We start from the raw sequence: 14,165 nt of genomic DNA on the forward strand, positions 1-14,165 counted from the left end.
CCGAAACACATAATGAGCCAAAATGGAATATAAGAAGTCATTCCACTAGAAAAAGTTACTGCCTTAATGAACCATAAAGATAGTAACCAAATAGTTAGCACACCGCCAGCAACCGCAAGCGGCATAATAAATATTCCACTAAAATAAACCTTATCAACCACGTTAATGGAAATAGAGAGCGTCCAAATTATTGTACATGTAACAAACAAGTACTTATTTGGCATGATCTTCCATAAACGTCCTACACTAGCCATGATAGTCCTTATTTGTCATGCCCCGATGGATCATATCCCTTCAAGAAACTACCCGCTTTTCTAGGCAGGATGCAACGATCTCATCCAGCCTTTCCACCAGATACACCGGCATGGATAGTAGCCGGTAATGCACATCCCTGGTGGTATCGCCCTTACGGATGGTGGTGCTAACCTCAAAATCGTCCGGCAAGTTGGCATCAAAACGGATTGCCAGTGATTGCCCCTTTTCCCCCATAAACTGATGCAGGGATTTCATGCTGCCGGTAGCACCCGCCTTGATTTCTACCGGTAAAATCTGCCCTTGCAAGGCAATCACAAAGTCCACTTCCGCATTGCACGCACGGCCTTCCCGCAGCCAGTAGGTCAGTTCACGGTTCGGTGTATCCGCCAGAATGCCTTGCAGGTGCTGACCGATAAACTGCTCGGCAATAGCCCCTTCATTGATCAGTTTCATTTCATCCAGTTGGGAAAGCACGCGCCAGTTCAGGCCGCTGATGGCGTTCATCAAACCCACATCCAGAAACAGTAGTTTGAAAACTTTTTCTTCAATATCAGCCTGTAACGGCAAACCAGAACAATGGCTGTGCACGACTTTGCTGATAACCCGTGCCATCGCTAATAACTCTAGGTCTTTTTTCAGGGTTGCGCTCTGATCCTGCGCCGAAATATTGGCATACTTAACCTTCACGCCCACATTTCTGGCAGCGAAATTGAAGACGTTCAACATGCGCACAAGATTGCGCGAGCCTGCATATTTGGGGAAGTCTTCCCGATAGGTATCAATGATGGAATTATGCACATCGCTGACCTCACGATAACTCTTGGTATCGGCAAATACCGCGACCGCCTCAGGCATTCCACCGACAAAATAGTAGCTACGCAGCAGTTCCAGCAAGCGTTTGTGGGCGATGTCAGCCACGCTGTCGCCGTATTGATAATTCAGGATGAATTCGGCCAGTTTGGCTTCCCCAATAGCCAACAGAAATTCACTAAAGCGCATTGGCCCCATATGCAGGTACTGAACACGCCCAACCGGCATGGAAAACTGATGCTCACTCAGGGCAAATTCCAGCAGTGACCCCGCGCTGACAACGGGAAGCTCAGGCATATCCTCATAAAAATAGCGCAAGGCTGGAATAGCCTGTGGTACTGCCTGAATCTCATCCAGAAACAGTAATGGCTTTTCATTGACCAAAGGCATACCGGGTAAAAATTCGATCTGCGCCATGATCTGTTCCGGGTTCTTGCCAGCGAATACGTCAGCCAGTTCCGGGAAACGCTCCAGGTTGACGTTATGCAGATTATGTCCACCCTGTCTAGCAAACAGCTCAACCAGAGTTGATTTTCCGACTTGGCGAGCACCTCTGATAATCAGCGGTTTTCTGTTTTTCTTCTGTAACCAGTTTTCAAGGAAGTGGAGCTGATGACGTTGCATGATCGAGCCTGATCCATTGTTACCTATACAGGAATATAACATGGATTATTATTTTATGGGTGTGTTTCAATAATATGGCAATGATTATAATGGTGTGTTTTGCTGTTTAACTTGGCAACCAACCCCGGCAACGCCTGCGCTTTGGTGCAAAAATACGGCACGGTGGAGGTGTGGATCAACCCGCCGCCGATCCCGCTGACCACGCCGGAAATGGATTTCGTGTTCGGGTTGCCTTACGCCCGCCTGCCGCACACGTCGTACAACGGCGGACGCATCCCCGCGTATGAGATGATCCGTTTCTCGGTCAACATCATATGCGGCTGCTTCGGCGGCTGCACCTTCTATTCCATCACTGAACACGAAGGGCGCATTATCCAGAACCGTTCGCAGGAATCCATCATCCGCGAAGTCGAAGAAATCCGCGACAAAGTGCCGGGTTTCACCGGGGTGATTTCCGACCTCGGCGGCCCCACCGCCAATATGTACCGCCTCGCCTGCAAAGACCCGAAGATCGAAGCCACCTGCCGCAAACCCGCCTGCGTTTACCCCGATATTTGCCAAAACCTCAACACCGACCACGCCGCGTTAAAAGAACTGTACCGCACTGCACGTAATTTACCGGGCATTAAAAAGGTCTTGATTGGTTAGGGCTTGCGTTACGATTTGGCGGTCAAAGACCCCGGATACATCAAGGAGTTGGTCACGCACCACGTCGGCGGCTATTTAAAAATCGCGCCGGAACAGAAACCTGTCGCGGTTGCCAAACCGAATGCGGGTAAGTTGCAGGGTGGGAAAATCCTCACGCAGCATACGGGGTTGCCGCCGAAGCCACGGGCAGGCATAGGAGGAAAACCTAAGCCAGCCAGCAAACCCAAGCGTGGATGTTAAATGGCTAATCATCCAACAAGCGTAGTATTATCGTCCTGACAACAATTCATCAGGGCTGTTATGAGCGTAGACAATTACCTCCAATTGCTGAACGACCGTAAGAAAATCAGTGATGTAAAAGAAAAAATCATCCGGCGACTGTGGGGTAATGAATCTGACAGTTTCCCAAAACCTTGGGTATCTTCTGCCGAACTACTGGAACTGACAGGACAGAAATACTTTGACCGTCGCACCAGAGAACTCCGCGACCAACTGGGATGCGATATTGAAACGACTTACCTTGACGCATTTTCCGGTCACGCATGGCGCATCCGTTCTCCAAAACTGGCTGATGCGCAAGACCGTGAGTATTTGACCCAAAGTCAGAAACACAAGCTATTTCAAGACAATGGTTTCACCTGCGTCACCTGTGGCGTGCATATCCAACCCGGTGTCAGAGGTTTGCAAGCCGATCACAAAGTACCGCTCTCGCGTGGTGGCGGCAACGAACTCCATAACTGGCAACCCATGTGCAATAACTGCAATGTTGGCAAACGCCGAGCGTGTGAGGGGTGTTCGCTGGATTGCCAAACCTGTTCTTGGGCTTTCCCTGAAAAACATGGGGTACGAGCCATGTTTTCGATCAGTGAACAAACCCTAAAAAGAGTGACCAGATACGCAAACCGGACGGGCAAAAGCTGCGACCAAATCATAGAGTCTGCGGCTAATGAGTATCTGGACAAGTGGGAAAAAAACTAAGCGGCCAAGCGGCTGCTATTCGCCATATCAAGCGCATAAATAATTTGTCTGCCAACCGCTTCCGCCACAGGTGGTGGCAAAGCATTACCTACTTGTCTATAAGCTGGCGTTTTCTTGCCGTAAAACTCCCACCAATCAGGGAAACCTTGGATTCTGGCAGCCATCCTCACTGTCAATAACGGCATGTATTCGTAGCCAACCTTATTTTTGTAGCCGACAAAACCCTTTTCTGGTGGATGTTCCCCGACAAGATTACCGTTTACGTGCAAAGCCTGCCATGCGCGTCTGGCACGGGTTGGGCCGAGATCAGGTCCACCATGTTTTTTAGAGCCACCAACCAGAGTAGGGGCAATCTTGTTAGCCTTTTGTTTCCACTCTGCCGCATATTCCCAGCCTTGTGAGGCCATCAAGTCATACAGGGCTTCACCAACTGTCGGAGGAGTAATACTGCCATCAGGCCACGCAAAGTACCCCGCAAACTCCGCTTTTAACGCCACCAGAATGACCCGTGGACGCAATTGAGGTACGCCAAAATTACAAGCATTGAGCAATTTCCAGAAAATTTTATACCCCATGCGCTCCAATCGGGATTCAATTTCAGCGCGATAGGTATCAAATTTTACATCCAGCAAACCAGCCACATTTTCCAACATGACAGCTTTTGGCTGAGTGTTTTTCACAATATTTAATGCAGCAGGAAACAAATCCCGTTCATCCTGCTTGCCAAGTTGCTTACCTGCTGTTGAAAAAGGTGGGCAAGGGACGCCACCCGCAACCAGATCAATGCCCTTGTATTGGTGAGAGGAATATGTGGCGAATTCTTCTATGCAGCCTTCGACGATTTCACCCCAACCCAAGCCATGTAAGGCATTGTTATGTTTGAGTGTCTGACACGCTGGCTTGTCTATATCCATCAAAAGCTGATGCTGGAAACCTGCCAAGTGTAAACCAAGTGCCTGTCCACCTGCTCCGGCGCACAATTCGATAGAGGTATATTCGCTTTTCATCGTTCGGGCGTTCACTCCCAATCCTCCAACAACAACCCCTGTACCCGCTCAAACTCGCGGACATTATGCGTCACCAACGTCGCATTCACCGAACGGGCATGAGCGGCAATCAAGGTATCATAATGCCCAATCGGTTGCCCCAACTGCATTAATTCACAGCGCACCAACGCCGCTTCTTGCGATTGCTCTTCGCCCCAATCCAGCACTTGAATGTATTTGAGGAAATTATTGAGGTTGTCGCGGTTACGTCGCTGATGCTGTGAACGGCAGATACCGTATTCCAGTTCATACAATACCATCTGCGAAATGGCGACCTGCTCAACCGCGACCTGAAACAGCTTTTGCCGCAATTGTGCTGGCTTGTTGTTGATAATGCCGATGCAGGCGTTGGTATCCGGCATGTACAGCATCAGTAAAACCCACAGCGTTCAACATCGGCGGGCAATGCGTCACTGTTGATACTGAAATCATCGCTGAACCCCGTGCAACCTTGCATGAAACCTTCCCACGAATCCGGGTGAGGCATGATAAGAAGGTTATTGCCACTCCAGCGAATAAATACCTCTTTGACATCCAGCCTGAATTGTTTAGGCAAACGGATGGCTTGGCTGTTACCGCTGGTGAAAACTTTAGCGAGAGTGGCTTGCATCATGGTGAAGCTCCTTTACGAGACCTGTATATACATAAATATAAACGCCGTTTGTCATACCGTAAAGCCTTGAATCTCTGCATATACTTTGCGGCAGGAGAGTTGGGTGTAATTTCTCCATCTTCTTCAAGGATCTGTCCCATCCTCACCGACCGTTTTCTCCCTGAGTTGCAACTCCCACATCCGATGATACTGTCCGCCCAACGTGAGCAATTCTGCATGAGTCCCCTGTTCCACCACCTTGCCGCCATCCATCACCAGAATCCGGTCAGCATCAACAATGGTGGAAAGCCGGTGGGCAATCATCAGGGTGGTGTGATGTCCTGCGACTTCGTGCAGGGTTTGCTGGATGGCCTGTTCAGTAGCACTGTCCAGTGAAGACGTGGCTTCATCGAAAATCAGGATCGGGGGTTGCTTGAGGATAGCACGGGCAATCGCTACCCGCTGTTTTTCCCCACCCGACAGTTTCAGGCCGCGTTCGCCGACCATGGTATCCCAGCCATCCGGCAGGCTGTCGATGAAATGACGGATGTGTGCCATGTCCGCTGCCCGTTCCAGCTCGGCCTGAGTCGCGTGCGGGTTGCCGTATTGCAGGTTGTAACGGATGCTGTCATTGAACAGCACGGTATCCTGCGGCACGATGCCAATCGTCTTGCGCAAACTGGCTTGGGTAGCTTGGGCAATATCCTGCCCATCAATCAGGATGCGTCCCCCCGTCACTTCGTAGAATCGGTACAGCAAGCGCGACAGGGTGGATTTGCCCGCGCCGCTATGCCCCACCACCGCCACTTTCGCCCCGGCAGGTACGCTGAAACTGACCCCGTGCAAAATCGGGCGCTCTGGCTGATAGGCGAAATCAACGTTCTCGAAATGGATTACGCCCTGTTTGACCTGCAATTCCAGCGCATCCGGTGCATCCCTGACCTCCTGCGGGGTTTCTAGCAGGCGGAACACCATGTCCATGTCTGCCAGCGTGTATTTCACCTGTCGGTAGACAATGCCCAGTGTCCCCAAGGGCAGAAACAGTTGCAGCAGGAAGGCATTCACCATCACCAGATCGCCGATGCTCATTTCCCCCGTGACCACAGCATTCGCGGCAAAAAACATGATGAGGGTAACGCCAACCGCAATGATCGACGATTGCCCGAAATTCAGGATCGACATCGAAGTCTGGCTTTTGACGGCGGATTCTTCCCATTGTCCCAGCGTGCTGTTGTAGCGTTCCAGTTCCAGCTTTTCATTATTGAAATATTTGACAGTTTCGTAATTGATCAGGCTATCCACCGCCTGATTGCTGGCTTGCGAATCGAAACGGTTCATGGCGTGGCGGTGATCCATGCGCCATTCGGTAATCTTGACGGTGAAAATGACATACACCGCTACGGTAGCAAAGGTAATCAGCGCGAATACCGGCGAATAATTGCCAAGCAGAATCACAGCGACCAACCCGAATTCCACCGCAATCGGGATAATGCTGAACACCATGAAATTCATCAGGGTACTCACCGATGATGTGCCACGTTCCAGATCGCGGCTGATTGCGCCGGTTTTGCGTTCGAGGTGGAAACGCAGCGACAGGTTGTGCAAATGTTCCAGCACCCGCACCGACAGCTTGCGCATCGCGTGGTAACGTACCCGCGCGAACACTGTGTCGCGTAATTCGTTGAACAGCGCACTCGCCAGCCGTAACAAGCCGTAGCCCAGCAGCAGGATCACCGGCAGTACCAGCAACTGTTCCGGTTTGCCTTGCAAATTGTCCACGATGTCTTTTAGTACCACGGGAACGCTGACATTCGCCACTTTCGACAAAATCAGGCAAGCCAGCGCAAATAACGCACGCCCACGGTATTCCCACAGGAAGGGCAGCATGGATTTGAGGTTGTGCCAGTCGCGGCGGTCGCCGGTCGGGCGTTCGGTGCGTGAGACCATCATGTTAGCGGGCGCATCCTTTTTTACTGAGGTCGTGATAATATCCCATTCATGAAAGAACGCATCCAGAAAATCCTCTCGCGTGCCGGTTACGGTTCACGCCGCGAAATCGAGCGCCTGGTGGAAGCAGGCGAAATCCTTGTTAACGGGCGGCCTGCCGAAGCCGGACAATCGGTCGACGAACGCGACCAGATCAGCTTGCGCGGGCAACGCCTGTATCTTGGTTCCCGCTTGAATGCCACCCCAAAAGTGCTGATGTACAACAAGCCTGCGGGTGAAGTCTGTACCCAAAGCGATACCGAAGGCCGCAAGACCGTGTTTGAAGCCTTACCCAGCATCCGTGCCGGGCGCTGGATCATGGTGGGGCGGCTCGACATCAATACCGACGGTCTGCTGCTGTTCACCACCGATGGCGAGCTTGCCAACAAGCTGATGCATCCGTCTTCCGAAGTGGAACGTGAATACGCGGTGCGGGTGCTGGGTAAGGTCGAGCCAGAAATGCTGATCGCCTTGCAGGAAGGGGTGGAGTTGGAAGACGGCAAAGCCAATTTCCTGCGCATCAAGGATGCCGGTGGTGAAGGAGCCAACCACTGGTATCACGTGGTACTGGCGGAGGGCCGCAACCGCGAAGTGCGCCGTCTGTGGGAATCGCAAGGGGTGAAAGTCAGCCGCCTGATCCGTATCCGGTACGGCACGGTGGAACTGCCGCGCTTCCTGCGCACCGGGCATCACAAGGAACTGGATGTAAGGGAGCTGCGCAAGCTGTATGCTACCGTGGGCATGACGTTTGACGATGGTTCCGACTTCAAGCCGAACTTGGCACGCAAGCCAGCATCACGGTCTGCAACTGCGGTACATCGGCAGAAGCCGTCGCTGGGTAGCAAGCCTGAGCCACGTCCTGCTGGAAAGACAGCGCGTCCGGCAGGTGCAGGAAAGCGTCCACCACCGAGAGGGCGGACACGCTAACCTCAATATCGGGTGGGAAAACAAAATCTGGCGATGGCAGGTTCCGGTTTCTTAATCCGTATCTGTCATTCTGTTTGCACAAAGCAAGATCCTGATCTATAACAACCAGTGTCATTTTCTTTCTCAACGACTGACAAGGGCTGTATTGTGATGAAAATATCCTGCCACAAAGGGTTGCTCCCCTGTGTTTTGGTTTTTACCTTGCTTTTGAATGGCTGCGTTTCCAGTGCAGCAAAAACGGCTGACAGCAACGCGGGCAGCGTTAACCCCAATACCCAGTCAGCCGCTCAACAGATGCCTCAACCTTTGCCGCAACGCCAGCAGCAGGCGGGTACAATCGTGCAGCTTCCCGCCATGCAAAAAAACCGTATTGAAAGTGCCGTAAGGCAGACAATGCCCGAGGAAACCCGGTTGAATACCATCGTGGACGTGATTCAGAAACCGAACCTGAAATACCCGACTGTGATCATTTCCCATTTGTTGGAAGGGCGTTCGGCGGATGACTCTGACAATACTGTGCGTGGCGATTATCATACCATTCCCAAATTGCTTGCCTTGTCACAACAGCGCTCTTATGACATTTTGCGTGCATCCCTTGACGGCGTAGATACCAACAACACCAGTGAAGTTATTGCCAATATCAATCACGGTGTCGGACATCGTTACGGTGAAATGGTCAACGGCAAGGAGGTGGTCAAATACGTGAAAAATATTGCCACTAACATTTACTCTGCCAGCATCGACTTTGAGCGTATCCCGTCGGAAAAATGGGCGAGTATGGGGCAATCTGCCTTCACCCAGAACTGGCTAGTCGAGCATGATGAGACCCCCAATCTGCTGATCACAGCCAAGGATGCTACTGCCAGTTCCCCATGAAATGGCTAATTCCTGTTACGTCGCCGACCCCACCGACTTCAAATACCCTGACGGACGTATCGCCACCACGCACACCACTTTGGTACACAGCCGCCCATGGCTGTCGTACAAACCATACTCAAAACTCGGGGTGCTGCGCCCGCGCCGCGCCAGTTCCTCCCGGATTGCCACTTCCTTTTCCGGCGGGAAATCAAAGCGCAATTCCATGTCGGTAATGCCGGGGCGCACAAAATCCACACTCAGATGGCGTGTCCACACGTGATATGCCGGGAACACTTTCGCACACGCCAGCGGGGCAATCGGGTCAGCCAGCGATGCCTGAAAGCCGCCGAACATGCTGCCGCCCATGTTGCGCGAAGCCCAGGTTAGCGGTAGGCGGATACGGATGTGCCGCCAGTCGTTTTCCAGCTTCAGCACCTTGATACGCATCATCCACCACGGCGGGTAAAGCTCCAGCCGACGGCTATCCGGCAGGAATTTCAGCCAGCGGCGGGAAAATTTGACGACGTTGAAAGCCATCAGGCGAGCAAAGCGTCTAGCAGTGCCTGATGCTGCTGTTGCTGGCGTGCCCGTTGCAGGCGTTCGCTGTGGAAGATGCTGAGCAAATCGTCCAGCGCCGTATTGAAATCATCATTGATGACCAGATAATCGTATTCGGGGTAATGCGACATTTCGCTTTGCGCATCCCGCATCCGCCGCTGGATGGTTTCCTCGCTGTCTTGCCCGCGCCCTTGCAGACGTTCGCGCAAGGCCGTCACGCTGGGGGGCAGGATGAAAATGCTGACAACGCTGCTGGCGCGTTCCCGCACCTGATGAGCACCCTGCCAGTCGATTTCGAGGATGACATCTTGACCGGTAGCCAGTTGCGCATCCACCGCTAGGCGGGAAGTGCCGTAGAAATTGTCAAAGACTTGTGCGTATTCGAGGAAATTGTTGTCAGCAATCTGTTGGCGGAAGTTGTCCACGTTGGTGAAATGGTAATGCACACCATCCTGTTCACCTGGTCGCGGCTGGCGGGTGGTGTGTGACACGGATACCGCCACATCTGCCAAACGTCCGCGCAAGGCATTCAGTAAACTGGATTTGCCTGCACCTGACGGGGCTGACACGATATAAAGCTGGCCTGTTGGTTGGTTCATCTGAAAATCCGCCCCGATTCACTGGCAAATATGCGATTATAGAGGCTCGTGCATTATTCTTGAAATGCAAGAAATCGAGAGAGGTGTGCCGTATGATGCAGGTGATCCCCGTACCCGCGTTCACAGACAACTATATCTGGCTCATCAGCAATGAAGAGCGCAAGCAGGTTGCCATCGTTGACCCCGGTGATGCTGCGCCCGTACTGGCAGAATTGCAAAGCCGTGATATGCAGCCGCTTGCCATCCTGATTACCCACCATCACCGTGATCATGTCGGTGGCATTGATACCCTGCTGGAAGCGTACCCCGGTTTGCCGGTCTATGGCCCCGCCAGTGAAATGATCCCGCACATCACCCGTGCCTTGGGGGAAGGGCAACAGGTGCATCTGGAACAGCTTGGCCTCAGTTTCGAGGTGCTGGACGTGCCGGGGCACACCGCTGGTCACATTGCCTATTATGGCGAGGGCAGCCTGTTTTGTGGTGATACCCTGTTCGGCAACGGTTGCGGGCGGGTATTCGACGGCACGCTGGAAGACTTGCACCATTCCCTGCACCGTATTGCACAATTGCCAGCCGACACGCTGGTGTATTGCACCCACGAATACACGGTCGACAACATCGGTTTCGCCAAATGGGTGGAGCCGGATAACCCGGCTCTGGATGCGCGTCTGGAAGAATGCTGGGAATTGCTGGATTCCGGGCGTGCTACCGTACCGTTTGAACTGGGGCGTGAATTCGACACCAACCCGTTCCTGCGTACCCACATCCCGGAAGTGATTGCCCGTGCCGAGGAAATTGCCGGACGGGCAACGCACACACCTGCCGACGTTTTTGCCGTATTGCGTATCTGGAAAGATAGCGAATACGATTAAAGCCGGATGAAATGCTCCCGGTAGAATTTCAGTTCGTCGATGGAATCGCGGATGTCGTCCATCGCCAGATGTTTTGATTCCTTCTTGAATTTGTCAGTCAGGCCGGGAACCCAGCGGTTGGCAAGCTCTTTCAGCGTGCTGACATCTAGGTTGCGGTAATGGAAAAACTTTTCCAGCTCCGGCATGTGGCGGGCAAGGAAGCGACGATCCTGACAGATGCTGTTGCCGCACATGGGGGATATGCCAGCAGGCACATGTTGTCGCAGGAATTCGAGCGTTGCTAGCTCAGCCTGTCGCTCATTCCAGGCGCTGGCTTTGATGCGGGTCACGAGGCCGGAACCGCCATGTTGTTTCTGGTTCCAGTCATCCATTTTGGCGAGGATGGCCTCATTTTGGTGGATGGCGATGACCGGCCCTTCCGCCAGCACATTCAGGTGCTTGTCGGTGACGAGGGTGGCGATTTCGATGATGACATCGTTGAAACTGTCCAGACCTGTCATTTCCAGGTCGATCCAGATCAGATTTTCCTTGTTTTCACTCATAAAATTGCTGCTTGGGTTACACTTGCTTAGACTTTGACGGAATTCGGAATAGTAACAGAAATATCATGCACACATTTACCTACCTCTTTCTCGCTTTTTTACTGGCTTCCACGCTGGTGCAAGTGTACTTGTCGCTGCGGCAGAAACAGCACGTCAGCCAGCACCGCAGTGCCGTACCCGACCCATTTGCAGGCAAGGTAACATTGGCAGAACACCAGAAAGCCGCCGATTATACGCTGGCAAAAGGCAGTGTGGGGCGCATTGACTTGTTGTTGGGGCTGGTAATCCTGCTGGTCTGGACGCTGGGTGGCGGGCTAGATTGGCTGGACAAACTGTGGCGCAGCATGGGCTGGAGCGAGTTGTATACCGGCACGGCGGTCATTATCAGTCTGATGCTGATTGGCAGTCTGCTGGAAATACCCGTGTCGTTGTACCGTACCTTTGTGCTGGAAGAGCGCTTCGGTTTCAACAAGATGACTCCGGTCATGTTTGTGACCGACCTGCTGAAAGGGACTGCCCTGACCTTGTTAATCGGTGTGCCGCTAGTGATGTTGATCCTGTGGTTGATGGAATCTGCTGGAAGCGGCTGGTGGTTATACGCCTGGGCTGCCCTGACGGCTTTTTCCCTGCTGATGACTTGGGCGTACCCGAAGTTCATCGCCCCCCTGTTCAACAAGTTCAGCCCACTGGAAGAGGGGGAAGTGGCAGAGCGTTTGAATGCCTTGCTGACACGTACCGGCTTCAACAGCAAAGGGGTGTTCGTGATGGATGGCTCTCGTCGTTCTGCGCATGGCAATGCCTATTTCACTGGCTTTGGCAAAAACAAACGCATCGTGTTTTTCGATACCTTGCTCAAACACCTGACGCCTGCGCAAGTAGAAGCGGTGTTGGCGCATGAGCTGGGGCATTTCAAGCGCAAGCACATCCTCAAGGGCATGGTGCTTTCCATTAGTATGACACTGGCAGGTTTTGCCCTGCTGGCGTGGCTGATGCAGCAGGCATGGTTTTATACTTCGCTGGGGGTCAGTCAACCGTCAACGTGGATGGCGCTGGTTCTGTTTGTACTGGTTAGCCCGATATTCACCTTTTTCATCGGCCCGTTAATGGCCTGGTGGTCACGCAAGCACGAGTTTGAAGCCGATGCGTTTGCAGCGGAACAATCCAGCAGTGCGGAACTGATTGCCGCCTTGGTAGGTCTTTACAGGGAGAACGCGAGTACATTGACACCTGATCCGCTGTATTCTGCGTTTTATGATTCGCATCCGCCCGCAGCGATACGGATTGCGCATTTACAACAACGATCCTGAGAAGAGTAGTGAAATGAAAGCTGTTTTGTTTGTCATGAGCGCCTTGTTGCTGGTTCAGTCTGCTTGGGCAGCGCCTGATCCGGTTAACGGGCAAAAACTGTTTGCGGCCTCCCAATGTCTCAACTGTCACGGTACGGAGGTATTTTCGCGCCCTGACCGCAAGGTGAAAAGCCTTGCTGAACTGGAAAGTCAGGTGCGCCGGTGTGATGCCAATCTCCCTACCAATTGGTATGACGATGAAATCCTGGATGTGGTCGCTTACCTCAATAAAACCTACTACAAGTTTGCGGCTCCGGCTGCCAACACGGGTGCTGTACCCGCAGCAGGTAATACTCCGGCTGCCCAGTGAGGTTTGCGCTACGCAAACGTCACGTTTTCCGTCAGAATAGGCATCCATGACGGAACACTTATCTTTACCTCCATCCTCCGGCATCGGGCAGGTCATTACCCGCTTCGGTGCCGATCTTCTGGTTGAAACCCCTGACGGTTTGCTGCGTTGTACTGCGCGGCGCAAGCTCGACCATCTTGCTTGTGGTGATCAGGTGCAATGGGAACGGCAAGCGCAAGGCAATGCGGCTGTTACCCGGATCCTGCCACGTCACAATGTGCTGGAGCGACCCGATTTCCGGGGCAAGCCTCGTGCCATTGCCGCCAACATTAACTTGCTGGTGGTGGTAACAGCTTGGCAGCCAGCGCCGCTATGGGACATGCTCGATCGTTACCTGATTGCCGCCCGCCGTTTGTCTGCTGATGTGCTGCTGGTGATGAATAAGGCCGATCTGCGGGCGAGTCACGCTACAGCGGAAGATGAAGCCTGTCTGGAAGAGTTCCAGCGTATCGGTTTGCCCATCCTGCATGTGTCGGCAGCGCAAAATGAAGGTGTTGGCGAGATTCTGCGAGCAATCAATGAGCGGACTGCCATTGTGGTAGGGCAGTCGGGTGTGGGGAAATCTTCCATCGCTGTCCAGCTATTGCCGGAAGAGGATATTCGGGTCGGGGCAGTGGCAGATACCGGGGAGGGGCGTCATACTACCACTTCTGCCACCTTGTACCGCCTGCCGTCAGGCGGCACGCTGATTGATTCGCCGGGTGTGCGTGACTTTGGTTTGACGGGGCTGGATTTTGCTGCACTGGAACGCGGTTTCCCCGAGTTCGCGCCGTTTCTCGGTGAATGCCGCTTCAACAACTGCACCCACCAGCATGAGCCGGGCTGCGCGATTAAAGCTGCGGTAAGCGCAGGCGAAATTCCGGCACGGCGTTTCAGCCGCTATCTGGGTTTGCTTGCCGGTTTGTGATTGGCCTTTTCGCTGCCGGTACAATTGCTGGTTGCGGTATTCCTGATAGCAAAGGATATTGCCGAGCTGGAACAGCAGTATGCCTGCCAGCAAACAGATGCCGACAAACAGCCAGTTAGTGTTCAATCCATGCTGGTATTGCAGCAGGCTGTCAGCCAGCGCTATTCCCGCAAACAACCCCAGCGGTAGCCAGCGTATCAGTCGCAGGTAGTGGAAGGTGAAGCCGAGCGTAGGCAGTCCGGTTTGATGATGGTTATGAGACATGATT

At 53.0% G+C, this 14,165-nt stretch carries 17 protein-coding genes and 1 pseudogene; 9 read left to right on the forward strand and 9 right to left on the reverse strand.

Going from position 1 to position 14,165, the window contains the following annotated elements; translation table 11 throughout:
• Together B2U47_RS08740 and B2U47_RS08745 are read right to left on the reverse strand one after the other, a co-directional pair.
• Positions 1 to 254, reverse strand: a 254-nt coding sequence (locus B2U47_RS08740) for a hypothetical protein (RefSeq protein WP_296688325.1), incomplete at its 3' end; no start/stop codon positions are given.
• A gap of 40 nt (positions 255 to 294) precedes the next feature.
• The gene (locus tag B2U47_RS08745) at positions 295 to 1,689 is read right to left on the reverse strand and encodes an ATP-binding protein (RefSeq protein WP_296679791.1); all 1,395 of its coding nucleotides are present in this window, start codon (positions 1,687 to 1,689) and stop codon (positions 295 to 297) included.
• 102 nt (positions 1,690 to 1,791) lie between these two features.
• On the opposite strand from B2U47_RS08745, the pseudogene B2U47_RS08750 reads away from it, so the two are divergent.
• A pseudogene (locus B2U47_RS08750) lies at positions 1,792 to 2,466 on the forward strand (YgiQ family radical SAM protein); the annotation flags it as partial.
• A gap of 171 nt (positions 2,467 to 2,637) precedes the next feature.
• Positions 2,638 to 3,315 carry an HNH endonuclease gene (locus B2U47_RS08755; RefSeq protein ID WP_296679789.1) on the forward strand — a complete coding sequence of 226 codons (678 nt, stop codon included), beginning with the start codon at positions 2,638 to 2,640 and terminating at the stop codon, positions 3,313 to 3,315.
• On the opposite strand, the gene B2U47_RS08760 is transcribed toward B2U47_RS08755, so the two are convergent.
• The 4 genes from B2U47_RS08760 to B2U47_RS08775 all read right to left on the reverse strand — a co-directional run bounded on the left by B2U47_RS08760 (position 3,312) and on the right by B2U47_RS08775 (position 6,900).
• On the reverse strand, positions 3,312 to 4,322 hold the full coding sequence (locus B2U47_RS08760) for a DNA cytosine methyltransferase (RefSeq protein ID WP_296679788.1): 1,011 nt from the start codon (positions 4,320 to 4,322) through the stop codon (positions 3,312 to 3,314). The genes B2U47_RS08755 and B2U47_RS08760 overlap by 4 nt on opposite strands.
• Before the next feature lie 11 nt (positions 4,323 to 4,333).
• The gene (gene vapC / locus B2U47_RS08765) at positions 4,334 to 4,732 is read right to left on the reverse strand and encodes a type II toxin-antitoxin system tRNA(fMet)-specific endonuclease VapC (protein WP_296679785.1); all 399 of its coding nucleotides are present in this window, start codon (positions 4,730 to 4,732) and stop codon (positions 4,334 to 4,336) included.
• Positions 4,732 to 4,974 (reverse strand): antitoxin, encoded by a 243-nt coding sequence (locus B2U47_RS08770; protein ID WP_296679783.1) that lies wholly within the window; start codon positions 4,972 to 4,974, stop codon positions 4,732 to 4,734. Before B2U47_RS08770 ends, vapC begins: the two co-directional genes overlap by 1 nt.
• Before the next feature lie 123 nt (positions 4,975 to 5,097).
• Positions 5,098 to 6,900: an ABCB family ABC transporter ATP-binding protein/permease gene (locus tag B2U47_RS08775; protein WP_296679811.1), complete on the reverse strand. Its 1,803-nt coding sequence runs from the start codon at positions 6,898 to 6,900 to the stop codon at positions 5,098 to 5,100.
• A 51-nt stretch (positions 6,901 to 6,951) separates the two neighbouring features.
• Here B2U47_RS08775 and rluB point away from each other — a divergent pair, with 51 nt between their 5' ends.
• Positions 6,952 to 7,866, forward strand: a complete 915-nt coding sequence (gene rluB, locus B2U47_RS08780) for a 23S rRNA pseudouridine(2605) synthase RluB (RefSeq protein ID WP_296679782.1) — start codon at positions 6,952 to 6,954, stop codon at positions 7,864 to 7,866.
• Between the two features lie 201 nt (positions 7,867 to 8,067).
• A complete protein-coding gene (locus tag B2U47_RS08785; RefSeq protein ID WP_296679780.1) occupies positions 8,068 to 8,742 on the forward strand; it encodes a hypothetical protein in 675 nt (224 codons plus the stop codon).
• Between the two features lie 15 nt (positions 8,743 to 8,757).
• Here B2U47_RS08785 and B2U47_RS08790 read toward each other — a convergent pair whose 3' ends face one another.
• Complete coding sequence (locus tag B2U47_RS08790; RefSeq protein ID WP_296679778.1) at positions 8,758 to 9,261, reverse strand: PaaI family thioesterase; 504 nt, start codon at positions 9,259 to 9,261, stop codon at positions 8,758 to 8,760.
• Positions 9,261 to 9,881: a guanylate kinase gene (gene gmk, locus B2U47_RS08795; protein WP_296679776.1), complete on the reverse strand. Its 621-nt coding sequence runs from the start codon at positions 9,879 to 9,881 to the stop codon at positions 9,261 to 9,263. The genes B2U47_RS08790 and gmk overlap by 1 nt, the downstream gene beginning before the upstream one ends.
• 92 nt (positions 9,882 to 9,973) lie before the next feature.
• Between gmk and gloB the strand changes: the two genes are divergently transcribed.
• Positions 9,974 to 10,753, forward strand: coding sequence for a hydroxyacylglutathione hydrolase (gloB, locus tag B2U47_RS08800; RefSeq protein WP_296679773.1), 780 nt, complete (start codon positions 9,974 to 9,976; stop codon positions 10,751 to 10,753).
• On the opposite strand, the gene orn is transcribed toward gloB, so the two are convergent.
• Positions 10,750 to 11,295 (reverse strand): oligoribonuclease, encoded by a 546-nt coding sequence (gene orn / locus B2U47_RS08805; RefSeq protein ID WP_296679771.1) that lies wholly within the window; start codon positions 11,293 to 11,295, stop codon positions 10,750 to 10,752. The two genes, gloB and orn, sit on opposite strands and share 4 nt — an antisense overlap.
• A 65-nt stretch (positions 11,296 to 11,360) precedes the next feature.
• Here orn and B2U47_RS08810 point away from each other — a divergent pair, with 65 nt between their 5' ends.
• The 4 genes from B2U47_RS08810 to B2U47_RS08825 are packed head-to-tail and all read left to right on the forward strand — an operon-like array spanning position 11,361 to position 14,086.
• The gene (locus tag B2U47_RS08810) at positions 11,361 to 12,602 is read left to right on the forward strand and encodes a M48 family metallopeptidase (RefSeq protein ID WP_296679769.1); all 1,242 of its coding nucleotides are present in this window, start codon (positions 11,361 to 11,363) and stop codon (positions 12,600 to 12,602) included.
• 13 nt (positions 12,603 to 12,615) lie between these two features.
• Positions 12,616 to 12,951 (forward strand): hypothetical protein, encoded by a 336-nt coding sequence (locus B2U47_RS08815; RefSeq protein WP_296679767.1) that lies wholly within the window; start codon positions 12,616 to 12,618, stop codon positions 12,949 to 12,951.
• A gap of 46 nt (positions 12,952 to 12,997) precedes the next feature.
• The gene (gene rsgA, locus B2U47_RS08820) at positions 12,998 to 13,897 is read left to right on the forward strand and encodes a ribosome small subunit-dependent GTPase A (RefSeq protein ID WP_296679765.1); all 900 of its coding nucleotides are present in this window, start codon (positions 12,998 to 13,000) and stop codon (positions 13,895 to 13,897) included.
• Positions 13,898 to 14,086 (forward strand): hypothetical protein, encoded by a 189-nt coding sequence (locus tag B2U47_RS08825; protein WP_296679762.1) that lies wholly within the window; start codon positions 13,898 to 13,900, stop codon positions 14,084 to 14,086.
• The last annotated feature ends 79 nt before the right edge of the window (positions 14,087 to 14,165 follow it).

It is taken from the genome of Thiothrix sp. UBA5583, assembly GCA_002425225.1.
GTDB classification, from domain to species: Bacteria; Pseudomonadota; Gammaproteobacteria; order Thiotrichales; family Thiotrichaceae; genus Thiothrix; species Thiothrix moscowensis.